26 protein-coding genes are annotated in these 26,075 nt (G+C 35.3%); 9 read left to right on the top strand and 17 right to left on the bottom strand.

Translation table 11 applies throughout. The annotated features are described in order from the left end of the window. The 17 genes from AAC024_RS12485 to AAC024_RS12405 all read right to left on the bottom strand — a co-directional run. Positions 1-1,282 (bottom strand): NAD(P)/FAD-dependent oxidoreductase (locus AAC024_RS12485; RefSeq protein ID WP_339895815.1); only part of this gene is annotated, 1,282 nt, incomplete at its 3' end. Between the two features lie 36 nt (positions 1,283-1,318). Then, positions 1,319-1,834 (bottom strand): hypothetical protein, encoded by a 516-nt coding sequence (locus AAC024_RS12480; protein ID WP_339895814.1) that lies wholly within the window; start codon positions 1,832-1,834, stop codon positions 1,319-1,321. Positions 1,835-1,852: 18 nt separating this feature from the next. Further along, entirely contained in the window at positions 1,853-2,554 is a 702-nt protein-coding gene (locus AAC024_RS12475) for a lycopene cyclase domain-containing protein (protein ID WP_339895813.1), read from the bottom strand. Positions 2,555-2,558: 4 nt separating this feature from the next. Further along, the gene (locus AAC024_RS12470; RefSeq protein WP_339895812.1) at positions 2,559-3,341 is read right to left on the bottom strand and encodes an ATP-binding protein; all 783 of its coding nucleotides are present in this window, start codon (positions 3,339-3,341) and stop codon (positions 2,559-2,561) included. A 147-nt stretch (positions 3,342-3,488) separates the two neighbouring features. Further along, entirely contained in the window at positions 3,489-3,764 is a 276-nt protein-coding gene (locus AAC024_RS12465; RefSeq protein WP_339895811.1) for a DUF5676 family membrane protein, read from the bottom strand. Positions 3,765-3,797: 33 nt separating this feature from the next. Continuing rightward, entirely contained in the window at positions 3,798-4,244 is a 447-nt protein-coding gene (locus AAC024_RS12460) for a hypothetical protein (RefSeq protein WP_339895810.1), read from the bottom strand. A gap of 165 nt (positions 4,245-4,409) precedes the next feature. Then, the gene (locus AAC024_RS12455; RefSeq protein WP_339895809.1) at positions 4,410-4,613 is read right to left on the bottom strand and encodes an SHOCT domain-containing protein; all 204 of its coding nucleotides are present in this window, start codon (positions 4,611-4,613) and stop codon (positions 4,410-4,412) included. A gap of 18 nt (positions 4,614-4,631) precedes the next feature. Then, positions 4,632-4,850: an SHOCT domain-containing protein gene (locus AAC024_RS12450; protein WP_339895808.1), complete on the bottom strand. Its 219-nt coding sequence runs from the start codon at positions 4,848-4,850 to the stop codon at positions 4,632-4,634. Positions 4,851-4,869: 19 nt separating this feature from the next. Beyond that, a complete protein-coding gene (locus AAC024_RS12445) occupies positions 4,870-5,088 on the bottom strand; it encodes a cation transporter (RefSeq protein ID WP_339895807.1) in 219 nt (72 codons plus the stop codon). A 12-nt stretch (positions 5,089-5,100) separates the two neighbouring features. Continuing rightward, positions 5,101-5,394: a hypothetical protein gene (locus AAC024_RS12440; protein ID WP_339895806.1), complete on the bottom strand. Its 294-nt coding sequence runs from the start codon at positions 5,392-5,394 to the stop codon at positions 5,101-5,103. Positions 5,395-5,418: 24 nt separating this feature from the next. Then, positions 5,419-6,018 carry a WG repeat-containing protein gene (locus AAC024_RS12435; protein WP_339895805.1) on the bottom strand — a complete coding sequence of 200 codons (600 nt, stop codon included), beginning with the start codon at positions 6,016-6,018 and terminating at the stop codon, positions 5,419-5,421. A gap of 1,032 nt (positions 6,019-7,050) precedes the next feature. Beyond that, on the bottom strand, positions 7,051-7,356 hold the full coding sequence (locus tag AAC024_RS12430; RefSeq protein ID WP_339895804.1) for a hypothetical protein: 306 nt from the start codon (positions 7,354-7,356) through the stop codon (positions 7,051-7,053). Positions 7,357-7,382: 26 nt separating this feature from the next. After that, positions 7,383-8,567 (bottom strand): porin, encoded by a 1,185-nt coding sequence (locus tag AAC024_RS12425; protein WP_339895803.1) that lies wholly within the window; start codon positions 8,565-8,567, stop codon positions 7,383-7,385. Then, positions 8,567-8,998: a cytochrome c gene (locus AAC024_RS12420; protein WP_339895802.1), complete on the bottom strand. Its 432-nt coding sequence runs from the start codon at positions 8,996-8,998 to the stop codon at positions 8,567-8,569. The genes AAC024_RS12425 and AAC024_RS12420 overlap by 1 nt, the downstream gene beginning before the upstream one ends. Positions 8,999-9,140: 142 nt before the next feature. Beyond that, positions 9,141-9,722, bottom strand: a complete 582-nt coding sequence (locus AAC024_RS12415) for an AraC family transcriptional regulator (protein WP_339895801.1) — start codon at positions 9,720-9,722, stop codon at positions 9,141-9,143. Between the two features lie 171 nt (positions 9,723-9,893). Then, a complete protein-coding gene (locus AAC024_RS12410; protein ID WP_339895800.1) occupies positions 9,894-10,316 on the bottom strand; it encodes a hypothetical protein in 423 nt (140 codons plus the stop codon). 179 nt (positions 10,317-10,495) lie between these two features. Further along, on the bottom strand, positions 10,496-12,724 hold the full coding sequence (locus tag AAC024_RS12405) for a TonB-dependent receptor (protein WP_339895799.1): 2,229 nt from the start codon (positions 12,722-12,724) through the stop codon (positions 10,496-10,498). A 645-nt stretch (positions 12,725-13,369) separates the two neighbouring features. On the opposite strand from AAC024_RS12405, the gene AAC024_RS12400 reads away from it, so the two are divergent. The 9 genes from AAC024_RS12400 to AAC024_RS12360 all read left to right on the top strand — a co-directional run. Continuing rightward, positions 13,370-13,783: a hypothetical protein gene (locus tag AAC024_RS12400; protein WP_339895798.1), complete on the top strand. Its 414-nt coding sequence runs from the start codon at positions 13,370-13,372 to the stop codon at positions 13,781-13,783. A 130-nt stretch (positions 13,784-13,913) separates the two neighbouring features. Beyond that, complete coding sequence (locus AAC024_RS12395; protein ID WP_339895797.1) at positions 13,914-17,753, top strand: efflux RND transporter permease subunit; 3,840 nt, start codon at positions 13,914-13,916, stop codon at positions 17,751-17,753. Between the two features lie 10 nt (positions 17,754-17,763). Continuing rightward, positions 17,764-19,011: a TolC family protein gene (locus AAC024_RS12390; RefSeq protein ID WP_339895796.1), complete on the top strand. Its 1,248-nt coding sequence runs from the start codon at positions 17,764-17,766 to the stop codon at positions 19,009-19,011. A gap of 10 nt (positions 19,012-19,021) precedes the next feature. Further along, entirely contained in the window at positions 19,022-20,905 is a 1,884-nt protein-coding gene (locus AAC024_RS12385) for an efflux RND transporter periplasmic adaptor subunit (RefSeq protein WP_339895795.1), read from the top strand. A 17-nt stretch (positions 20,906-20,922) separates the two neighbouring features. Next, positions 20,923-21,468 (top strand): DUF3347 domain-containing protein, encoded by a 546-nt coding sequence (locus AAC024_RS12380; RefSeq protein ID WP_339895794.1) that lies wholly within the window; start codon positions 20,923-20,925, stop codon positions 21,466-21,468. Positions 21,469-21,549: 81 nt separating this feature from the next. Further along, entirely contained in the window at positions 21,550-21,879 is a 330-nt protein-coding gene (locus AAC024_RS12375; RefSeq protein ID WP_339895793.1) for a P-II family nitrogen regulator, read from the top strand. Between the two features lie 185 nt (positions 21,880-22,064). Beyond that, positions 22,065-24,746, top strand: a complete 2,682-nt coding sequence (locus AAC024_RS12370) for a heavy metal translocating P-type ATPase (RefSeq protein WP_339895792.1) — start codon at positions 22,065-22,067, stop codon at positions 24,744-24,746. A 39-nt stretch (positions 24,747-24,785) separates the two neighbouring features. Continuing rightward, a complete protein-coding gene (locus tag AAC024_RS12365; protein ID WP_339895791.1) occupies positions 24,786-25,220 on the top strand; it encodes a hypothetical protein in 435 nt (144 codons plus the stop codon). A gap of 47 nt (positions 25,221-25,267) precedes the next feature. After that, on the top strand, positions 25,268-26,075 hold an 808-nt coding region (locus AAC024_RS12360), incomplete at its 3' end, for a multicopper oxidase domain-containing protein (RefSeq protein ID WP_339895790.1).

The raw sequence follows: 26,075 nt of genomic DNA, 5'->3' as shown, positions 1-26,075 counted from the left end.
AATAGCTTACCGCCCAATTAAAACCAACCATCAATCTATTTCTAAATCCGCTTATAGACATCAAGTGCACGATAGACCATAGTAACCAGGCAAAATAACCTGCGAACTTGAATTTGCCCAAATCGGCTACTGCTCTACGTTTACCTACCGTTGCTAACGATCCCTTATCTTTATATTCGAAAGGTTTAATAATAGGTTTGTCTTTTAACATATTTAACAGTAATTCACCTAAGTATTTTCCCTGTTGAATAGCTACCTGAGCCACCTGCGGATGTCCTTTTGGTGTATCGTTGTTTATAACTGCAGCAATATCTCCTATTGCAAAAACGTTATTAAATCCGTCAACCTGCAAATTTTCATTCGTTTTTAAGCGGTTGCCGTTTACTAGATGTTGTTTATCAATTCCTTTAGGTAATTGCCCTTTAACACCCGCCGTCCATATTAAATTTTTGGCATGGATTTGTGTGCCATTTTTGGTTGTAATTACTTTTCCGTCATAATCTGTTACAATCTCATTAAATAACACATTTACGTTTAGCTCTTTTAAATATTTTAGAGTTTGTGTTGAAGCTTTGTCAGACATGGCTGCTATTAACATATCTGAGCCTTCTATTAAATAAATCTTCATTATAGATGATGGATACTCTGGGTAATCTTTGGGAAGTATGTATTTACAGAATTCGGCCAATGCACCTGCCATCTCCACACCAGCGGGCCCACCACCAACAATAACGAAATTGGTAAGGGCATCGCGTTCTTCATCATCGCAGGTTATGGCAGCCTGTTCTAGATTTTGCAGCATCATATGGCGTATGTTCAAAGAATCTCGGATATCTTTCATCCCAAGGCTATTGGCTTCTACGTTATCCATCCCAAAAAAATTGGTAGTTGTTCCCGTTGCCAATACGAGGTAGTCATAATGAATACTTCCTTTGTTGGTTACAACTGTATTTAAGGAAGGTTGTATTTCTTCAACTTCTGCCATACGGTAGATGACATTTTTATACCCTTTAATTTGTTTTCTGAAAGGAAACACAATACTGTCTGGTTCCAAGGCGCTTGTTGCAACTTGATAGAGTAAAGGCTGAAACTGATGAAAGTTATTTTTATCGAACATGACGACCTGTACTTCTTGATGTTTCAATTTTTCTACCAGTGCCAAACCTGCAAATCCTCCACCAATAATAACCACACGAGGCAGTTTGGTGTCTGGTAGGCAAATTGTATCTATTATTTTACAATTGGCATGATCCATATTAGATTGTGGCTTAAGATTTTTCATTTTTTTGACAATATTTTATTGTAATACGTTCCTTGATTAAGAATTATTTTGGTGAATGAATGTGTTGGCATCTTCTTTGGAAGCAAAGTAAAAAACACCTCCGCTGCTTTTATCTTGAACAATGACTGCCGAAGCTTTATCTACTTTTGAATTATTGAGAGGATTACTTCCGAAGCGGACATTCTCCAAATTTTTTTGTAATTTTTCAACACAGTCTTCACAGCAACCGTAGTACATAATTCCGTTGACGTCAATCGGTAATTGGTCTATTCCCATAAACCTATCGTTGACCATACACACTTTTTTGTTGGGAACTATTTCATAGTTTTGTGTAGAAGCCATAGCATCATTAGTCTTTGATTGTTGCTCTGCATTAACTTGCGGTGCACTTTCAACAACTTGTTTTTTCTTATCGGAACAAGATAGCAGCAATAGTGATAGCAGTAAGAGGAATAATACGCTAACGGATAGTTGGTACGTCGTACCAATTGAGTTCTTTAAAGCTACAACTTGGGTAGCAATGTTTTTTTGATTTGATTGTACTTGTTTCATATTAATTGTTTTTAAGTGTTAAATTTTTTCTGATTGAATTAGTTTTCGCCAATAGAGGTGTTCGTAAAGTCCCGACCAGTACATCCCAAAAGTGAAGGCGAATAATAATTCTTCAATAGGAATGCCCAAGACAAGAATATGGGTTAGGTTATCTAGATTCCAGTAAAGCTCTACATATTGAGGATAAAACGGAAGGATACTTCCAAAATAAATGAAGTAAAGTACTGTAAACAAAACTCCCCCAATCCATATTTTTCCTTTTAAATCTGGGCGACAATAAAGTGTTGCAAGGCCACCGATGAACAATGCTATAACGCCACAATAAATATGGTTGAGCGATGTAAACAACGCCAATATGATAAATACTAGTGCCGGAATAAAGAGTATATAAATATGCAAACGATGCCTCTGGTGACCGCGTTCGGAATGTGGTATTTCTGCAAGACCACGTTTAAAAATTAGATTATAGAGCACCGTTCCTATTCCACCAATGGCAAAAGAAAAAATAAGGCTCTCGATATCGAAGCCTGTTTTTTCGGCCAAATCAAACAGCGAAGGTGGTATCCAATATTCTGGTACAAACAAGGGTTCTGTTAAACCAAATGGCATGGTAATTAGGCTCATTTTGAGCATTTCTTTTCTAACCCCTTTTTTTGATACATAAATAATTGCCCAAAGGGCAAGAATAATAAGCGACCATATAAACCAGACGTACTGCATAATTTTATGTTTTTTGGGTTTTTAAATAATCAACGGTTTCTTTTACTGTTAATGGATAAGTGGCGTTACCTGTCCTCACATAAAAGGTCGTACTCGTTCCATCATTTACATACACGGGTTCTTTGGAAGGTTCAATATCAACCACACATATTTCTTTTTCATTTATAACATAAAAAGAAATATGATTGCTAAAACATGCCTCGTGGCCTAACTGCGTAGATATTATTCTGAAAATGGCACGCTCGTAGCCATCCTTGTTTTTGTGCTTGAGTGTTTTATAATCGTTTTCTAGCCCCAAGGTGTTTCCTTCGTCGTCAACGCCTATAATCAATTTCCCGCCTTTTGTATTCATAAAACCTACAATGGTTTTGGCGATAACTATTTCCAAATCACGGTTGGTGGCTTTCCTAAAATAGTCATAACGAATAGATGATTTGAATTCCACTTTTTCATTTTCGCCATCTGCAATAATTTCGGCAATGTCTCTCTGCAATAAGCGCTGTTGTACATTTATTAGACTATCTTTCTTTTTAAGCTGGCTCCAAAAAAAGCCAGATACCAAGCCTAAAATGCCTCCAAGAAGTGTTAATAAAGTACTCATTCCCTTCATATTAAAACTGAAGGATTCCAGAAAGCGTTCATTTAAAATTTCCAGAAAGAGCGACGTTGCAAAGGGCGTATTACTGTATTCAAACCAGTAGAGCACCATTGTAAATGGATGCACTAAGAAATAAAATACGCCCACTCCCAACAATAAATGAATGAATATGATCTTTATTTTTGCCATAGCCTTTTTAAACTTTTATAATTCTATTTTATAGCGGTGTTCTAAATTCAAAAGACCATGACGATTTCCAAACTGCATGTTACATATATTACAGAAGGAATAGGTTATAACAAATTGAATAAGATCTTTTTTTTGGTAAATAATAAATTATCCTTTTTTGATTTGAGCATTATAAAATCCTGCAATACTTGCGCCAATTAGCCAAAAGAGTATAAATGTTTGAATAACACCAAAGAATGCTTCCAACATGGAAACGTCCATTCTAATAATATTGGTAGTATCTAAACCGTGTAAGAGGCTGTTAAAAAAGGCAATACTGCCTTCTTGTCCTGCTGTCATCATTACAATCATACAGCCCAAATAGATTAAAGCTCCTGTAAGACCAAAAGCAAAACCGAGTTTTTTTATGTTTAATCGATACATAATTTGTTATTTTTAGTTGTTTTAAGATATTAATTAATGGCAAGGTTCCATGCCTTCTTTGTCTTTCATTTTCTGACACATTGATTTAGCGATACCCTCATGTTCCAAGGCGTGGTCGCAAAAAGTGTCGCTTAAATGTTCATCGGCAGCTATTATGGGCATAAAATGATGGTTAGTGAGCACCATAAGTTCAGGGTATTTGGTAATCATGTTGCTTAATTTGCCTGCCAATATGGTGTCTTTTGCTGCAGCCTTCACCAACTCGTCCACCATCATGCCTGTTGCATGGTCATTTTTCATCATCTTACCAATATACTTTTGACCTAGGTCGTGATCATCAATCATTATTGCTAAAACCTTTTCTTGTTGTGATGGGTCTTTAAGCATATCGCCTATAGAATATTCTTGTTTTTGTGAGCAAGCAGATAGTACTAGAGCTATCAAAATCACTCCTGCTGTTTTTTTTAGTATTGTTTTCATTTTTAATTAATTTTTTTTAGTACATGACAAAAATATAAAAGTGTCACATTGAGCGCAGTCGAAATGCTTTTGAATACGATATTTCCAATGTCTTCGACTGCGCTCAGATTGACATCCGATATATTATCAATTTTTGTCATGTACTCAGTTAATTTTTAGAACTTATTATTCCAAGTTTAAAACCTTTTTAGATTCTTCAAATTCTTCCTTGGATATTTCGCCTTTTTCCAAACGCTTTTTAAGAATATCCAGTGGGCTTTCTTTTTTTGTTTTTTGATATGGGATATCTGTGGGTATAAAAAAAATCCAGACCAATAAAATGAGCCAGATAATCCACCATATAAAATGCATCCCGCCGTAGTAATTCATATTCTAAGTTTTTAATAATTATTTTTTCGAGTTTAAAACCTTTTTTGATTCTTCAAATTCTTCCTTAGATATTTCGCCTTTTGCAAAACGTTTTTTCAAAATTTCCAGTGGGCTTTCTTTTTTTGTTTTTTGATATGGGATATCTACAGGGATGAAGAATATCCAGACAATGAAAACAAACCATATAATCCACCATATTAGGTGCATACCTCCAAAATGTCCGTCGTATAAATGCATAATTTTTAGGTTTTAATTGTTATTGATTTAGTTCGGTAATTGTGTATCCGTTAAGCGTATTGAGCTGTTTTTGTAATTCATCTACAGAAAGTGCTTCTTTCATTGTGATGAGTGTTGCTCCTTTTGGTGTTAAGAAAACTTGTACTTTTTCAATATTGGGATGTTCTTCCAGCGTCTTCTTGACCCTTGCAACACATCCTCCACAACTGATTCCGTTTATTAGAAATTTTAGTTTCATGGTGTTTAGCTTTTAGTGATGTTGATGCCCTTTGTGCTTTTCTGTTGGCTTCTCTGTCGATTCTTCCTTGCTATGGTCGTGACCAGTATTGTTATGACCAGAATGATTTTGACTGTCATTCTTGTCTCCACCATGTCCACCATGCCCATGAGACCCATGAGGCATTAATAAATGAAAGCCAAACACTGCAATTATAAATATAAAAAGAGCCGAACCGCTTCCTATACCAAACGATGGTGCTAAAAAGATGAATAAAAGTGGTAGCCCACAACCTATAACCATCCATATCCAGTGATTTTTTTTCATTTTATTAGTTTTTAATATTATTAATTATTTTATTTTTTTTAAGATCCATTTATTGTTGTTCGCTTTTACCGCAACCAAGTTGTTTGAGATTAGTTTGGATGTAATTACAGGGGTGTTTTTCATCTTCTCTTTAGTAAGCGTAATGTGTATAGGATCTTCAGTTAAATATTGATTTATTTTCCCATCCTTTTCAATAACCACTTCGAAATAATGATAGCTCACCACGTTTTTCATTAGTTCATTGCCGCCAAGTTGTTTCTTAACTAAATTTAATACAACAGCCACATCATTTTTAAAATTGGTGGCATTGAGGAATTGTGGCTCAATAACAGTTTTTCCGCTTTTATCGATATAGCCGAAATAGGTTATACCCTTTTTTTTGCTTGCGATTAGGCTTCTTTCAGAATTAAATATGGGATAGTTTTCATTGTCTGTTTTGGTTAACACCAAATCATTTCTAAAATCTATAACAGTCTCTCCTTCTTTATTTATAAAGGCCCATTCGGTTCCTTTTTTTACTGCGGCAACCTCATTATGAAAAGGTGAAATATAATCTATATTTTCTAGGGTTTGTGTCAATCCTATTAAAGGAAGTAGCAGTAATACTATGAGTATATTTTTCATGTTGAATTGTTTTAGGTTTCATCAAATTTAGTTAAGATACTTCAGTTCTATCTGTATTACTTTCGTTGTTATTTATATAATTTCGCCACAGAAATTTAGTTTTCATTTTTTGGTGCTTTCAGTTATTGTCCTACTCAATCCTATCTACCATATAGATTATTGGTGAAACTAAATTTACAATAAATTAATAGAATAAATTTATGGAGAAACCACATGTTTTTTTATGTTATTTCTTACTTTCAAACAATGCCATGTGTGTGTTATCTATACTATCTCGTTACCCTGAATTTATTTCAGAGCCTCATCTTATTGTTTTGATGCGCTTTAGGACTCATCCCTTGAAGCTTACTTGGCAAAAATTACTGCTTTGTCGCTCAAAATTACAGCATAGTAAATATATTCATGCGCGTTGCAGCGTTAGCGTTTTAGGGTATCATTTTGCTAGTAGTGAAAAATATAAGCGGGTTGTTTTATAGATGAAGTGGATTTGATTTTAGTTGAATTTTGTGAAGACATAGAGAAGCGTTAGGAGGATGGATTTTTAGAAATAGGAATAAATGATTGACGGTGTGCATTTTTTAATTCACAGTGATGCCATGTACAGAGCACAAAAATAGTTAAGATGGTAAAAAGTATACTAGTAAGGGCCGTGTTTCAGCGTTGACTAAAAGTAAAGAAAACAATTATAGGAGGATGATTTTGAAGTAAGGGTTATTTTGTAATCACAGTAAATGAATATGGTACAGAAAAGATGATAGCAAAATTATGTAAAGGCGCCAGGTTTAGAAAAGGAAAATACTTTGCTTAAATTAAACTATGAACGGAAATTATTGTAGAGTGTAGCATGCTCGTATTGAAGTGGTTTACTCATGTTTTTATGAGATTCTGAAACAGAATCAAAATGACGTACTTTATCAATCTATGATTCTTTACGAACAATCAATAAAATATTATGCCTTTTAATAATTCATTTTAATAAACCCATTCCCAATGGTTTATTTAGTTATAACAAAGGGAATGGGCTATCAGCTATTAATTCGCAGATTTTAGAAAAGTTTCAATTTTTGCAATTTCATTTTCAGCAAGATTTGCGCGTATTCTCATGTGTAAGCTTATGGTTTCCCAATCTGTGTCATTATAATCGGCTGGTGAAGGAGCCAAATGGCATCTGTTACAGGCTTCTCCCCACATTTGGGCACCAGATTTTTCCATTTTGAATTCCTCTTGAACATCTGTTGCAGCAATGTAAGCGCTTTTTGATGACGAACAGCCAACTATCATTCCTCCTGTGATGAGGATCATAATTCCAGCGACAAATATTTTATGTATTGTTTTCATAATTTTAAGGTTTTTTATAAAGTTTATTAGAATCCGATGGCCCAGTGCATAAAGAAACCATTTGCTGTACCACCACCATCATGACCGCCAGCACTATCTGTTGTCTGATATGCCACTTTTATAACCGATCTCCAAGTTAACCAATAGTTTAATCCAAAGGCATATTGATCAGACTGTTCTTCCCACTCAGCACCTTCCGGAGCATTAAAGTTAGAATATCTTCCTACTAGCTCTAATTTTTTCAAGAAATCACTACTAGCCATTGTTGGGCGATAGCTTAATTGAGCGTAAAAAGAGTCACTCTTGTTATCAAAAGTATATTCTTCTTCTACATCGTCCTCTATCTCAATATAAGTAGCATCATCAATATCAGAATTATTGTACTGCCCTTTAATATCAATAAATCCACCGATTGCTGGAATTTGTTTTACGAAAGCAAAATCGATTGCATATAAGAATGCTCCAGTATTTTCGTATTCTGAATCTGATGTTCCAGCATTACTTGTTGAATATGTTGAAAACCCTATTTCGGTAGATGAATCTGCAAAGGGCAATAACCCAATACGTCCACCAAAAGCTTTACTGGTATTGTTGTCTTCATAATTTTGAAACGACAGCATGCCTGCTTCTTCGGGTTCTAGACTGCCGTCCTTTAGTCTTGGACCATTGGTTGAATATACAGCATAATTAAGTTTTGGTCCTCCAAGATCAAAAGCACCTCTTAATTCAACTCCAATTCCTGATGAAGGTGCAATTCCATCATGACCATAGCCTAATGGTGTTGTTGGAAGCCTATTAATCCAAGCAGGATGTAACCGTTCCATAAACGTACCAAAAGGAAGCAGAAATTTACCAGCACGAACCGTCATGTTCTTATTTAATATATACATAACATCTGCGTATTCCAAGCCTACTTCAAGCTCATTGCCTTCAAGCACAAACTCAAGCTCAGCTTCAAACATAAGTCTGTCAGAATGCTTGAACAGGAAAATTGGTGCAAATGCTGAACCTACATAAGAAGATTCCTTTTCGCCTTCGGTATCCATAAAGTTTAATCCAGTATGGCCATAACCTCTAATCATGAACTGGGTCTTGCTTGGTTTGTAAGGTTCGGATTCTGCTATGCTATCAGTCTCAAAGTTGTTGTACGTTTGCCCAAAAGTAATATGGCCAAATCCAACAAATAGTAATAATATAATTAGCTTTTTCATTATTTAAGTGTTCTTATGTAGTTAATAATTTCCCAGCGTTTTTTTTCTGGAATAGATGATTTGTAGCTAGCCATAGGCGCTCTACCTTCGGCAATTTTCCAAAAAATAGCACCATCTGATTGTGATTGAAATGCTTCACTAGTTAAATTTGTTGGTTTTGGAGTTAATCCTGCACCGGCCATACCATCGCCTTTGCCTTTTGGACCATGGCATACAAGACACAGCACTTTATAAAGCTTTTTGCCAGAAGCTGCAGCTTTTACATCTCCTTTTAAAGGGTTAACTATCTTATCTGCACTGGCAGGGGCTACCCATTTTTTTTGTTGAATAGCTTCGTAATTATTACGCTCTGGTACAGAAATAAAGCTCACTAACAAAGCGAACAGTACACCTGTGAGTGCTAAACTCATTATAGTTTTTTTTGTTTTCATTTTATTATTTTTATTATTTGATTAATTCTTTTTCATTCTTACTTTATTCTTTTTTTCATTCTTGCTTCATTCTATTTGATTTTAAGGGTTGATAAATTTAATGACTATGCAGACTTGTCATCTACATAACTTTCTTAGTTATTTATATAATTTCATCATAGAAATTACGTTTCCAGTTTTCTGTGTTTTTATAATCTGTCATACTCATTCCCACTACTTCTTTAAATTGTCTTGACAAGTGGTTTACGCTACTATAATCCAACAAATAGCCAATATCAGAAAAAGAGTGCTGTTTCATTTGAATAAGTTCTTTTGCTTTTTCATTTTTTAGCCTGATAAAGTATTTTTCAATAGTGGTTTTCTCATTGGCGGAAAATAATTTGCTCAATGTTTTGTAGTCACGATGAAGCGTTGATGCCAAAAGTTCAGACGTTTTTACTTTTATATGTAGTGGTAACTCCTGCAATTGTTCTATTAAAATTATTTTGATTCTTTCTACAAGCATGTCTTCTTCACTTTGTGCAATTTCAAAATCATTGGCGTGAAGTACAGCCTTTACTTCACTAATAATGTTATTATCAGTGTTGTTGGGCACTTCCACCAAGAGTCTTCCTAATTCTAAAGAAAGTATAGTTACTCCAAGATCTAGCAGTTCTTGCCTAATCACTTTTATGCAGCGATTGCATACCATATTTTTAATCCAAAATTCTTTTGTCGTGCTCATAATCATTAATGTATTGCTATTGTGTTTTAAATTAAATAGCTTAACGGTCTTGACTTTATGATATCAAATATAATGTTATTTAGAAATGGGTACAACACGTATTAGCCAAAATTATAATTATAGCTATAAATGGTTGTAGATTAAATTTAATCTAAGGTAAGGTTTAGAAAATCAAATTAAGTAAATCTGGTGGAGCGTTTGTATGTTCTTGAATAACAAGGGTGGTTTATAATGTTTAAAAGGAACCTCATTTTTATCTAGCCCTTCAAATAAATTTATATACGTATAAAAAAAAGTGTTTAGGAAAACGATATCTTGTGCCTGAAACTCATGGTTAGCCATTTTTATAGTGTCATCTCCTGTTTTTACAAACGCTTCACTGCTGCAACACCCTATATCTTGAAATGTTGCGCAGTTCTTGGAAGGAATATCTTTTTTTTGAACTTTATCTTTACAATCTTGCGCAGTGCCAAGAACGGCCATATCAACCAATTTATTACAGCAAAAATGCATACTCACCGTAAATGAAGATGTGGAAAACAGTACAAAAACTGCTAAAAAGAAGGATAATATTTTAGTAAAATAAGATTTCACTTTATAAATTTAATAATTATTGTCTTACATTCAAAATATTTTGATACTAAAAAATTTAGTTCATAAATTCAATAATTAGTGTTTTGAATACTAAAAACGATATTTGAATTGGGCAAATTTAAATTTAAAGATTAAACAAAAAGATGACAAAAGTCATTTTTTTAACGATTAGCTGCTTTCTAAAAGTCATAAGTCATAGAAAAGTTAACTCCAAAAGGATGTCCAGGTCTTAAACCAGCAGGCACTCTGGACACTGCATAAACAGTATTAAATATATTGATAATATTAGAGGATAAGGTTACGTGTTTGTTCAAAAAATAACGCGTAGAAAAGTCCATAATTATGTTTGAATCGACTTTAAATTTTTCTGGTATAGATCCAGAACCAGCTTTGGTTCTAAGCGCACCAATATACCTAGAACTTATATTTACATCAAACCGTTTATGTTGTAAATTAATGCCCAAGCTCAATTGATTTTTTGCAATATATGGTATCTCGTCACCTTTAGTCACTACTCCATATATGTCTTCATTGCTATCAAAATTTGTCAAGAACTCGGTATCTGTTAAGGTATAAGATAAGGTTACAGGAAGCTTAAATTGTTCGGTTGCATTTTGTAAAAAGTCATAGTTCAATAAAAATTCTATGCCACTTACGCGAACCTTTCCTGCATTAAATTGGTCAAGACTCCCCGTGCCTCCGGTTGCCGCCAAGTCACTTCCCAGTAGGTTTTGATAATCGTTGTAATAGGCCACCAACTCGCCCTTTAACCCTTTATGATTAAATCGGGTTCCTAACTCGTAATTTACACTTTTTTCTGCATCCTGTCCAGGTGTATTGCTTGGGGGTGAAAACCCTTTGTGTACCCCGCCGAAAAGCGAGACATTATTATTGAATCTATAATTTGCGCCCAAACCGGGAATCCAAACCTCTACATTGTTATCTCGTGTTGCCAAATCTTGACCGGTTCTGGATGGGTCATTTTTACCATAGTCCAATCTGCCCAATGTTATGTTTTCGTACCGCAAACCAGGGGTTAAAGTTAAATTGTTAATACGGATGGTGCCCAGTACATGTGCCGCCAATGCTTTTGCATTGCTTATACGGTTGGCATCTGTTCCTTTTTCACCCACGGTTGTACGTATCAACTCTTTATTCTGGAAAGCATATCTGTCCACCCACTGAAATCTGTCTTCATCATCTTCGTGGTAGCGAATGCCCGCTTCCAAGGTTTGTAACCCATTTGTGCCCCATTTTAATTTAGCAATTGATTGGATGCCATTAGATGTATAGGTTCTGTTATTTGCTTTTATCCCGAATACATCTGGTTGCGTGTTATTATTCCCCAGAAGGGTTTGGTATTCCAAGGGATAATCTTCTGGAGTTGAAAGTACTTTATTAATATTTACACGTTCTCCTAGATTTATATCATCTAGTTTGTACCAATTGCGCTTAAACTTATTTATATATGCGGTGGTATTTACCACTAATGAAGGCGCCAATTTTATAAAATGTGTTAGTTGATATTGCTGGTGTTCGGCATTCATAACATCTTTTGATGATGCCCTATATCTTCTGTAGGGATTCTGTTCAAAATCTTCATCGGTTAATCCCAAATAAGTTTCGTTTGCTTTTTCTTCGGAATATTGAATTTTAAATGTTAGCGACTGATAGGTTTTGGCATCCATGTTTGTATTGAGTCTGAACTTTGCGGAATAATCAGACTTGTCAAACCCCGTATTACCACCACCATCAAGTGCTTTAAATCCATCGGAATTATAATTGAAATAATCGGTTACAAAACCAAAGTTTTTAAAACTATCGCCTAATGCCACTTGGGTCTTTCTTGAATTGTAATTACCTGCGGCTATCAAGACTCTACCAGAAAGTTCATTGGGAATTTGTGCCGATAACATATTGATGGCACCACCAGTTGTATTGGGCCCATATTGTATCTGGCTACTGCCTTTAAGTATTTCCAAAGCTTCCATCCGTCCGATGGTAGGAAAATAATATGCTGCTGGTGCACTGTAAGGAGCAGGTGCTATGAGCACACCATCTTCCATTAAATTGATTTTTGCGCTCCTCTCTGGTGATGTCCCTCGCAGACTTATATTTGGGCGCAATCCAAAACCATCTTCTTCATAGATGTTCACTCCAGGGATCGTTTGCAAGGTTCTATTAATATCTGTATAAGCGAATTTTTTTAACTCTTCCTTTGAAATATAGCTTGCAGATCCGGTTTTGTTTTTAATCTCAAATTTACTGCCAAGCATGGTATGCCCTGTAAGAATGACTTCTTTTAGTCGTTCTGTTTTTAGTTTTGTAGTGTCTTCTTTTGCTGGAGTTTTTTGTGCCCATATTGAAGGAAACTGTAAAATGGCTATAAAAAAAATAAGGTATTTCATTTGCGGTGTTATTTAGAATCAATTTAAATAGTTGGCAAATGTAATAGACTGTTTTTAAAAATCCAATATTATTTAGAATAATTCTTAATAATTTTCTATGCATTGAGACTAATCATTATAAACAGTACTAATTGAGCTCTTAATTTTTGGTTTCAAGACTAATCATCATTGTCAAAAACAGTATTGAACAAACCATAAATTTAAGCAATGATGATATTTATCATGAAATATAACGGATAGCTGTCTTTAATTTGCAAAGATAATTAGTGGAGTTCGTTGTATTTTATATTAGAATTACTATTGTCCGATTAAAAATAGTTCATTTAATGAAAACCATTGTGAACACAGGGTTTTCAAGGCTTATAAAAAAAAGGGGTTGCTTTTTGCAATTACTGAAAATTTTTATTTTTTAGAATGGTATGAATTTAAAAATCAATGTTTATCAATTAGTTACAATCAAGTCTTGATTCTTGGTTCTTACAGCGTAGCGGTCTTATGTCTTTAACTGGACACTATTGATTAGGAATGTAGGTTTCAAAATAATCAAAATAACACTGCTATTTTAAAACAAATAATAATTTTAAAAATCTAAATTTTTGTTAAACAATTGAATTGTAATCAATTTTTTTTAACTTTGCGACGCAAATGAAGCAATTTTTGTATAAAATATCATCCTTTTTAATGGCATTATTAGTCATGTTATCAACAGTGTCTTTCACTATTGAAAGTCATTATTGTGGTGATTTTTTAGTGGATTCATCTTTCTTTGGTTCGGTTGAAAGCTGTGGTATGGATTTAGCACAAACTAAATCAACAAAAGATACCCTTGAAGGAAATACTTGCTGTAACAATCAGCAAATTTCCATAAGTGGACAAAATGAGTTAAGTGTTTCATTTAACAGTCTTACATATAATCAGCAAATTTTTGTTGCTTCATTTATATATACTTATATCAACCTTTTTGAAGGTATAGAAAACAAAGTATCTTCATTTTCAGAATACCCACCACCACTTATTGTCAAGAATATCTACAAGCTTGGTGAGACTTATTTAATTTGATTTTTAAACAATAAACTTTATTATCCAATGGCTATTTATCCATTTGGATGGCTTTTTGCCTGCCTGTCCGGTAGGCAGGTATTCGGTATTTTCTTTATACCAATGTTTAATTGTTTAATTATCAAAATTTATGTTAAATAAAACTATCCGTTATTTTCTTGAAAACAAGTTGATAACATTTCTATTACTCGCCGCATTTATTGTTGGGGGAATTATTACAGCACCTTTTAATTGGGATTCCTCAATAATAGAGCGAAATCCAGTGCCTGTTGACGCTATTCCTGATATAGGCGAAAACCAACAAATTGTATTTACAGAGTGGATGGGGCAATCTCCTCAAGATATTGAGGATCAGGTCACTTATCCCCTTACAACAGCTTTGTTGGGTATTCCTAGTGTAAAGACCATTCGAAGCAATTCCATTTTTGGCCTCTCAAGTATTTATATAATTTTTGAGGATGACGTGGATTTTTACTGGAGTAGGACTCGTATTCTAGAAAAACTAAATTCATTACCTCCAGGAACAGTTCCTCGAGAAGTAACACCAGCTTTAGGACCTGATGCAACAGCTTTAGGACAAGTATATTGGTACACCTTAGAAGGGAGAGATGCCAAAACAGGCAAACCAACTGGAGGCTGGGATCCGCAAGAATTAAGAACTATTCAAGATTTTTATGTACGTTATTATTTAACGGCAGCAAGCGGCGTTTCAGAAGTTGCTTCCATTGGTGGGTTTTTAAAGGAATACCAAGTTGAGATTGATCCGGATGCCATGAAAGCCAATAACGTAGATGTTGGTATGATTATGAACGCTGTAAAAAACAGTAATCTTGATATTGGTGCACGAACCTTAGAGTTTAATAAAGTCGAATATTTGGTAAGGGGTTTAGGGTATATTAAAAACCTAAGTGATCTAGAAGAAAGTGTTGTTACGGTAAGGGATAATGTGCCCATACGATTGAAGGATGTAGCCAAAATACAGTTTGGGCCAGCAGGTCGTAGAGGAGGACTAGACAAAAGTGGTGTAGAAGCTGTTGGTGGAGTGGTTGTAGCACGTTATGGTGCCAATCCACAAGCGGTGATCCAAAACCTGAAAGATAAAATTGAAGAAGTTGCCCCAGGCTTGCCCTCTAAAATTCTGGCCGACGGTACCGTTTCTAAGGTGACCATAGTGCCTTTCTATGACCGTTCAGGTCTAATTCAGGAAACCATAGGAACTCTCGAACTAGCGCTTTCGCATGAAATATTGATTAGTATTTTGGTGGTAATCGTATTGGTTCTTAATCTTAGAGCTTCCGTATTAATTTCAAGTATATTACCCGTTGGCGTGTTGATGACCTTTATATTGATGAAATATTTTGGTGTAGATGCCAACATTGTAGCCCTTTCGGGTATAGCCATTGCTATTGGGGTCATGATTGATGTCGGGATAGTTTTTACCGAAAATATAGTGCGGCATTTAGAAATGCCCGAAAATGAAGGCGTAAAAGGTAAAAAATTAGTACAGGTCATATATATAGCCACCGTGGAGGTGGCATCGGCTGTAATTACTGCTCTTGCAACCACAGTAGTGAGTTTCTTACCTGTTTTTGCTATGCAAGCTGCCGAAGGGAAGTTGTTTAGACCTTTAGCATGGACCAAAACGTTTGCGCTGATTTCAGCTCTGTTTATTGGAATTATGTTTATTCCTGCCTTAGCAAAAATTTTGTTTTCCATTAGAATTAACACAAAGCGAACGAACCGAATATTTAATGCAACCTTGATTGGTTTTGGATTTGTTTTCCTGATCGCTTATGGAAGCGTTATTGCCATAGCCCTAATTGCCATTGGTATAAATAATTTGCTTACGCATGTACCAGAAAAAACATTTTTGAAAGGAAAAATAAAACTTCCTTATTCAGAAAAAATAGCCAATTATGTCAATATAGCCATCGCAATTGTAATTTTAGTCTATTTTCTGACTATAGAATGGATGCCTTTGGGAGTATCAAACTCCACATTTATCAACTTTATTTTTGTGATAATAGTCATAGGTTTTGTTTTGGGGGCATTAATGGCCATAGTGCATTTTTACAAAAGCATCTTAACCTGGTGTTTGGATAATAAATGGAAATTTTTATTGATCCCCATTCTCGTGGTTTTCTTCGGTGCAACCATTTGGTTAGGGATTGGCAAAGTCCTTGGTTTTATGCCGGAATTCACTAAAAATAATGTGGTTTGGGAAAAATTGGACAAAACCTTCCCTGGGCTGGGTAAAGAGTTTATGCCAGCCTTGAATGAAGGGTCTTTTTTACTGATGCCAACGACCATGCCTCATTCAAGTATTACCGAGAACATGGAGGTTATTGCAAGTATTGATAAACACTTAATGACCATACCTGAAATTGGGTCTGCGGTAGGAAAATGGGGGCGTGTAAACTCTGCCTTAGATCCTGCGCCAACATCCATGTATGAAAATACCATAAATTATGTTCCAGAATATATTCTGGATGAAGATGGGCACAGAGCACGTTTTAAAGTCAATAAACACGACGCTTTTGTTTTAAAGGATGAGACTACCTATACCTATGGTACCGATGAATTTCGTAAAATAACGGAAGAAGAACTTATTCAAGATGATGACGGTAAAAACTTTAGACAATGGCGAGAACATATCAAGAAACCAGATGACATTTGGAATGAAATTGTTAAACACGCCAAATTCCCGGGATTGACTTCGGCACCAAAGCTACAACCTATACAGACACGATTGATTATGTTGGCAACCGGAATGCGGGCCCCAATGGGTATAAAGGTCTTTGGGCCCACACTGGAAGTGATTGAAAAAGTTGGGTTTGAACTGGAGAATATTCTAAAAGAAGTCCCTAGTGTTAATCCTCCAACGGTGTTTGCCGATCGCGTTGTTGGCAAACCTTATTTGGAAATGAAACTTAACCGACAGGCAATGTCTAGGTATGGATTGACCATAAAAGACATGCAAATGCAACTCTCGGTTGCCATTGGGGGAAGACAGTTGACCACAACAGTAGAAGGCCGTGAGCGCTTTCCTGTACGTGTACGCTATGCAAGGGAGTTTAGGGACAATCCTGATGATATTAAAAAGATATTAATACCCACGCCCGCAGGTGTTCAAGTTGAATTGGGCGAATTAGCGGATGTTACTTATGTTAGAGGGCCTCAAGTGATTAAGAGTGAGGATACCTTTTTAACAGGCTATGTTATTTTTGATATGAAAGATGGCTATGCGGAAACCAATGTGGTTGAAGACGCACAGGCACTTATCCAGCAAAAAATGGATTCAGGTGAATTTAAATTACCAGATGGTGTGACGTACCGGTTTACGGGTAATTACGAAAATCAAATTAGGGCATCAAAACGTTTAATGATTGTGGTGCCTATATCGTTAATTGTAATTCTCTTAATACTATATTTCCAGTTTAAATCTATGGTGCCCTCACTTATGGTATTCTCAGGCATATTTGTTGCTTTTGCAGGTGGTTTTATCATGATCTGGTTATATGGCCAAGGTTGGTTTTTGAACTTTGATGCATTTGGAGTCCCAATGCGTGATTTGTTTCAGCTGCATACCATAAACTTGAGCGTCGCCGTTTGGGTAGGATTTATAGCACTATTTGGAATTGCTACCGATGATGGCGTTATTATGGGAACTTATCTGACTCAGGTATTTGATCAGAAGAATCCAGATACGGTCAAAGATATACGGGCTTCGGTAATTGAAGCAGGTTCCAAAAGGGTTCGCCCTGCAATGATGACCGCAGCAACAGCCATCATCGCTTTAATCCCTGTATTAACAGCTACTGGTAAAGGTTCTGATGTGGTTATTCCTATGGCAATCCCTTCATTTGGAGGTATGCTTTTACAGGTCATGACCATGTTTGTAGTACCTGTACTTTACAGTATGTGGAAAGAGAAAGGATTAAAAAAACAATTAAAAAGAAGTAATGCTTAAATTTATAAAGATGATAGCGAATACTAAAAAATATTTTTTCTTGAGTTTAGTTGTACTATTTACAACAAGTATTTTTAGTCAAGAAAATTTAAATAACTATTTAGAAATAGCAGCCAATAATAACCCTGCCCTAAAGGCAAAGTTTAATGATTATATGGCTGCTATGGAAAAAGTACCTCAGGTAGGTACTTTACCAGACCCTACTTTTGCTTTTGGATATTTTATCCAGCCTGCAGAAACAAGGGTTGGGCCGCAAAGAGCAAACTTTAATTTAATGCAAAGCTTTCCTTGGTTTGGTTTGTTAAGCGCTAAAGAGGATTTTGCAACCGAAATGGCAAAAGCCGTGTACGAAGATTTCGAAAACACAAAATCCAATATTTTCTTTGAAGTAAAAACAGCCTATTACAACTATTATTTTATTGAAAAGGCTATTGAAATAACTAGAGAGAATATTGAAATTCTCGAAGTTTTTAAACGCCTGTCTTTAGTTAAAATTGAAGCAGGAAAGGCTTCTATTGTGGATGAACTACGTGTTGAATTGGAACTAAACGATTTGGAAAATCAATTAGAACTGTTTTTGGATACAAAAGATGTTTTACGAGTAAAGTTTAACAACTTATTAAACAGAGAAGATACTTCTGAAGTACTAGTTCCAGAAGTATTGTGGCAAGAAGAAATTCCTTTAGAACAATTGGATATGCTCGATGAAATCTATGCTTCAAACCATCAAATTAAAAGTATAGAACATAAATTAAACGCCTTTTTAAATCAGGAGATTGTAGCTAAAAAAGAAGGCTTACCAAAGTTTAATGTTGGTGTAAATTATACCATAGTTGGTGACAACCCTAATTCAACAGCATCAGATAATGGTAAAGACGTGTTCTTGTTTCCATCGGTTGGTGTAACCATTCCTTTATATCGTAAAAAATATAAAGCGTTAATTAAAGAAGCACAATTCAGACAAGAAGCTGAAATATCTAGAAAAGAGGATAAAAAGAACACCTTGAGTTCGGTTTATGAAAATACACATAAAGATTTTAATGATGGCGACAGACGTATTGATTTAAACATGACCCAATCCAAAATTGCTAAAAAAGCATTGGATATACTTATTATATCGTACTCTACAAACGCTAAAGACTTTGAAGAGGTGCTGCGTATACAACGCCAATTATTAAAATACGAATTAGAACATCAAAAAGCATTAACCGATAAAAATGCTGCAGCGGCATTTATGGATTATTTAATAGGACAATAAAATGAATAACATGAAAAAATATAAAAAATATATCATAGCAGCCGGTATTTTAATACTCGGAATTATTTTAGGAAATGTGTTTTCTGGTGGAGACTCAGCAACAACACATACAGATGGCGAACACGAATATGTTCAAGACCCTGTAACACAATTATGGACTTGCTCCATGCATCCACAAATTAGAATGGAAAAACCAGGAAAATGTCCTATTTGTGGAATGACCTTAATTCCATTAGAAACTTCAAGTGATTCTTCAGAAAACATTGCAGACGACGAAATTGTAATGAACGAACAGTCTTATCAATTGGCAAATATTCAGACTACAGTAGTTGAAAAGTCTAGTGCCAAGAAAGAAATACGATTGTTGGGTCGTGTAAAACCTGATGAGCGTAGATTGTATTCTCAAGTGTCTCATATACCAGGTCGTATAGAACGATTGTACGTTAATTTTACAGGCGAAAAAGTGTATACTGGTCAAAAAATAGTACGTATCTATTCACCGGAATTAATCTCTGCACAAAAAGAATTGTTTGAAGCTATCAAGTCTAAGGATATTTACCCACAACTTTATACCGCATCACGCAATAAATTAAAGCTTTGGAAACTGTCTGACAAACAAATCGCGGCTATTGAAGCCTCAGGAGTTGTGCAGGAACAAATCGATATTTTATCCGATCATTCTGGTTACGTTATGAGTAGAAATGTTGAGTTAGGAGATTATATTATGGCAGGTGGTAATTTGTTTGATATTGCTAATTTAAGTTCCGTTTGGGTTATGTTTGAAGCATACGAAGCAGATATTCCTTGGATACACGTTAACGACAAGGTAAGCTTTAACATACAAGCTATTCCTGGAAAAGACTTTGAAGGTAAAATCACCTATGTCGATCCTTTTGTATCTTCTAATACAAGGGTTGCCAAAGTACGTGTAGAGGTAAATAACCCATCAAACAAGTTATTGCCTGAAATGTTTGCTAGTGGTATCATTAAAGCAAAAATGAAAGGGATGGAGAATACCATTGTCATTCCAAAATCGGCAGTACTATGGACAGGAAAACGTGCCGTAGTCTATGTAAAAGTGCCACACGAAAAAACCATTTCTTTTATTTACAGAGAAGTTGTCTTAGGACAAGATATGGGTCAGTTTTATATAGTTCAGGAAGGTTTGGAAGAAGGTGAAACTGTTGCCACAAATGGGGTGTTCAGGATTGATGCCTCTGCACAATTATTGGGTCAAAAAAGCATGATGAATCCAGAAGGCGGAAAGGTCAGTATGGGGCATAACCACGGTGGCATGGATATGGGCGATGATGCTAAAGCTGATGGTGTAGATCATTCTAAAATGGACATGACCGATTCAAAAATGCAAGGTCAAACAAGTTCAGACCATACCAAAATGGAAAATGATTCTGATCATACAGATATGAACCAACGCATTACCACTACCGATGCTTTTAAAAGTCAATTAGAGCAAGTGTTTAATGCCTATATTAAATTAAAAGATGCCCTTGTAGGAGACGATAACAGTATAGCAAGTGCTTCAGCCAAAACGTTATTGGCTGCCATGAAAAAAGTAGATATGAAGCAATTGACAGATCATAATGCACATAACCACTGGATGACTATTTCAAAAGAAATTTCTGGATCTGCAAGTTCTATTTCTGAACTAGAAGATATCGAAAAACAGCGCAGTCATTTTAAGCATTTATCGGCACATTTATCAAAAGGTGTAAAATTATTTGGGGTAAACCAAAAAGTGTACGAACAATTTTGCCCAATGGCCGACAACAATAAAGGTGCTTATTGGTTAAGCCTTGACGAACCTATTAAAAACCCATATTTAGGAGCAAAAATGTTGACATGTGGAGACACAAAAACAGTCATTGTAAAATAATAAAAAAACAAAAACAGATGAAAAAATTAAAATTAAAAACAGTAGTAATAATTGCTCTAATTATGAGTATTACAAATGTTATAAATGCACAGCATGATCATGGTAAGATGAACAAGAAACAAGGCGATCATAGTATGATGGATCATGATAAATCTATGGTAAAGTTAAACGATAAAAACCTTACCAAAGCATACATGCACTATAGCATGATAAAGGAAGCTTTAGTTGAAGCTAATTCTGAAAAGGCACAAAAAGCGTCTAAAATGCTTGCTGGGATTTTAAAGAAATACGGTGAAGCTACTAATGCCCAAAAAGTGGCGGAAGACATGGCATCAAAGTCTAATATTATATATCAGCGTATTGTCTTTTCAAAACTTACAACAGCATTTGAGCCTTTATTAAAAGATAACGTGGTTGAAGGTGAAATTTACAAGAATTTTTGTCCAATGGCAAACAATGGCGGTTCGTACTGGTTTTCAAATTCCAATAAAATTGTAAACCCTTATATGGATGAAGCTATGGCCAGTTGTGGAAGTGTAAAAGAAATATTTAAGTCAATGTGATTAATAGCAGAAGCTGGTTTATCAATGCCTTTTATGACATTTTTAAGCCAGCTTATTAATCAAAAAAAAAAAGATAAAATCATGAAAGAAATAAAAGCATTTATACGCACAAAAAAAGTAAATGATGTAGCATTAAATTTGCAAAATAATAGTTTTTGTTGTTTTAGCATTTTTGAAGGCGATGGTTCTGGAAATTTTTCCGATCCAGATAAAGAATACCCAAGTTTAAAGCACCCTTATTTGCACTACAAGATTGCAAAATTGGAAATAGTATGTAATAAAGAAGATGAAAGTGCCATTGTTGAAATAATAAAAGAACACGCATATACAGGTAAAAGCGGTGATGGTTTGATTTATGTGAGCAATGTTGAAAGCCGAGTAAGGATTAGAACCGGCGAAAGAAATGGGTAATCTCTAAATGGGCTTGTGGATTTACTCATGTAAAAGCGTTCTTAAAGGTACAGAGCTAGGTAAATTTTATACATTTTAGTCTGAATTATGCACAACATAGCATAAAAAATTAAAGACATTTGTATTTCGGTTTTAATTATAAAATTAATACAGGCAATCTTTTTCTAACCATTAAATCAATAGATATGAAACACACATATAAAATAACTGGAATGACATGTCATGGTTGTAAAGCCAATGTGGAAACTTCTTTAAGTAATTTAAAAGAAGTGACTAAAGTCAATGCAAATTTAGATACGAATGAAGTTGTTATAGAAATGACTTCACATGTTTCAATCAATACCTTACAAGAAAGGCTCTTAAAATCGGGGTTACATTACACTATTGAGATGCCGGGGCATAATGGTGAGCACACACAGCACCATCATGACTCAGAGCAACATAAAAGTGTAAGTGAAGCATATTATTGCACCATGCTTTGCGAAGGCGATAAAACCTACGACAAACCTGGAAATTGCCCTGTTTGTAAGATGAAACTTGTGCCAAAACATGCAGAAGGCCATACCAATGCCCATAACCACGCGCATGAAACAGAACACCAGCACCATCACGAACCTGTAAAAGATGGCAATGGTGTGTTTTATTGCCCTATGCACTGCGAAGGTGAAAAAACATACAATCAAGCAGGCAGTTGCCCAGTGTGTGGCATGGATTTGGTAGAACAACCAAAAGCGGTTCAAGACGTCCAATATACTTGTCCAATGCACCCAGAAGTCATTAAGGATTCGCCAGGATCCTGCCCTATATGTGGTATGGATTTGGTACCTATGGAACCTTCAGAAAGTGAAGAGAGCAAGACCTATAAGAAATTGCTTAAAAAAATGAAAATTGCAACACTATTTACCGTTCCAGTGTTGTTTATTGCCATGGCAGATTTTATTCCAAATAACTTTTTATTGGATTATACATCACAGGAAAACTGGAACTTGGTACAGTTTGTACTATCGCTTCCAGTAGTTTTTTATGCCTGTTGGATGTTTTTTGTACGCTGTTGGAAGTCCATAAAAACATGGAATCTCAATATGTTTACCCTAATTGGTATTGGTACAGGAGTCGCTTTTCTTTTTAGTGTGTTTGGAATGATTTTTCCAGAACTTTTTCCAGACCAGTTTAAAACCGAAGCAGGTACTGTTTTTGTGTATTTTGAAGCAACCACAGTTATTTTAACGCTGGTATTATTAGGACAGCTTTTAGAAGCTAGGGCACACAGCCAGACCAGTGGTGCCATAAAAGAATTATTAAAGTTAGCACCTAGTGAAGCGACATTGGTGACACTAGGTGGTGAAGACAAAGTCATTTCAATACACGATATTAAAAAAGGAGATTTATTACGCGTCAAACCAGGTGATAAAATCCCGGTTGATGGCAAAATTCATGAAGGGCATGGTGTTATTGACGAATCCATGATTACAGGAGAACCTATTCCTGTTGATAAACACGAAGGAGAAGCCGTAAGCTCTGGTACTATAAATGGTAATAAATCATTTGTTATGGTGGCCGAAAAAGTGGGTTCTGATACCTTACTATCGCAAATCATTCAAATGGTAAATAATGCAAGCCGCTCTAAAGCACCCATACAAAAACTGGCAGATAAAATTTCTAAATATTTTGTGCAAATTGTTATTGTTGTTGCGGTAATTACCTTTTTAGTATGGCGTTATTATGGTCCCGAACCAGCTATGGTCTATGCTTTTGTTAATGCCATCGCCGTATTAATTATTGCTTGCCCATGCGCTGTTGGTTTGGCAACACCCATGTCTGTAATGGTCGGTGTTGGCAAGGGCGCTTTAAATGGGGTACTTATTAAAAACGCAGAAGCCCTAGAAAACCTAGACAAAGTCAATGTATTGATAACCGATAAAACGGGCACCATTACCGAAGGCAAACCATCGGTTGAAAAAGTAGTCGATTTATCCAAAACCAATGACGACAAATTACTGCTTAAATACATAGCATCCGTTAACCAATATAGTGAGCATCCTCTTGCTGAAGCTGTGGTAAAATATGCTAAAGTAGAGCAGATAATATTAGAAGAAGTTAACGATTTTGAAGCCGTTACCGGAAAAGGTGTGGTAGGAACAGTAAATACCAACAAAGTTGCATTAGGTAATAAAAAATTAATGCAAACAGTAAATGCATCAATCCCTACGGAGATAGATGCTAAAATTATTGAAGAACAAAAATTGGGTAAAACCGTGTCTTATATTTCGGTAAACAAGGAGGTTGTTGGTTATGTGTCCATAACCGATGCTATAAAAGAAACCAGTAAACAAGCCATTGCATCCTTGCAAAAACAAGGAGTTGATGTTATTATGATGACTGGTGATAATGAAAACACTGCTAAAGCTGTATCTGCAGAGCTAAAGCTGTCAAGCTTTAAAGCCGATTGTTTGCCTGAAGACAAATTAAGGTTCATTGAAGAATTACAAAATCAAGGTAAAGTAGTGGCTATGGCAGGTGATGGTATTAACGATGCACCTGCATTGGCACAATCTGATATTGGTATCGCCATGGGAACAGGTACAGACGTAGCTATTGAAAGCTCGGAAGTGACACTGGTAAAAGGGGATTTATTGGGTATTGTAAAAGCCAAAAATTTAAGTCATGCCGTTATGAAAAATATTAAACAAAACCTATTTTTTGCGTTTTTCTATAATGTACTTGGAGTACCATTGGCAGCAGGTGTTTTATATCCTGTTTTTGGGCTATTACTTTCGCCGATTATTGCAGCAGCAGCTATGGCATTTAGTTCTTTTTCCGTGATTTCAAATTCTTTGCGATTGCGAAATATAAAATTAGATAAATAATAAATTATTAAAATAATATTCAATTTAAAATGAAATAAAATGAAAAATTTAGTAAAACAATTAGCATTACTATTAGTAGTAGCCTTTAGTATGGTGGCTTGTAATTCAACAACTAAACAAAACAAGGTTAAAGAAACGACCGTTGTCACTGCACAAAAAGAGACAATTCAGGAAACTCAACAAAAATATCAAGTTGGGTCTCAAATACCAAATGATTTGGTATGTATGGTAAACGATGCGTATATGGCCAAACCTCAAATACCAGTTCCAGTAAATGGCAAAACCTACTATGGCTGCTGCCAAATGTGTGTTGGTACATTAAACAATAATGAAACAGCTAGAACAGGTATTGATCCTTTAAGTAAAAAACCAGTTGATAAAACTGAAGCTTATATTGTGTTAATGAAAGAAGAAGGAGACGTGGCTTATTTTGAATCCAAAGCGAATTATGTAAGTTATTCAAAGAATCAATAGTATTAGCACATTAATTTGACTGGTTAAATTATCAACACTATTTAGAAATGAAATATCGATTTTTTTTAAAAAACAGTATGTACCTTATTGCAATGTTTATTGCGAGTACAGCTCTATATGCCCAAACAGAAAAATCTGTTGAGGGAAATGTTGATAATTTACCAGTAAAGGAATACACACTTACTATTAATGAGGCAATCATTAATAAAACTGGTAAAGCTGTAAAAGGCATGACTATAAACGGCAGTATTCCAGGACCCGTATTGGAATTTATCGAAGGGGAGTATGCCGTAATTTACGTTAAAAATGAAATGAGTGTAGAAACATCCATCCACTGGCACGGACTTTTATTGCCTAATTTCTATGATGGTGTTCCTTATCTAACTACACCGCCTATTGAACCTGGACATACACAAAAATATGAGTTTGCCCTAAATCAATCTGGCACGTATTGGTACCATTCGCACACGCTATTACAGGAACAAAGTGGGGTTTTTGGATCCTTTGTTATCCATCCAAAACACGAAACCTTGAAGTATGATAAAGAGTTGGTGCTAATGCTATCCGATTGGACTAATGAAGACCCAATGCATGTACTGCGTAACTTAAAACGTGGCAATGAATGGTATGGATTACGAAAAGGGACATCTACACCTCTTAATCAAGTCATAGCCCGCGGAGCTTTTGGAGCACAACTGAATTTTTGGAGACAACGTATGGAAGGTGCAGATATAGCTGACGTATATTATCCTGCCTTTTTAATTAACGGTGAAGAATCCATTGAATATCCAGAATTTAATCCTGGAGAAAAAGTTAGATTACGTATTATTAATGGTGGTGCATCTACCTCTTTCT

Source organism: uncultured Algibacter sp., assembly GCF_963976535.1.
Taxonomy (GTDB): Bacteria; Bacteroidota; Bacteroidia; order Flavobacteriales; family Flavobacteriaceae; genus Algibacter_B.
Note: the sequence above shows the minus strand (reverse complement) of the source record. Positions and strands in the feature narration are given on the sequence as shown.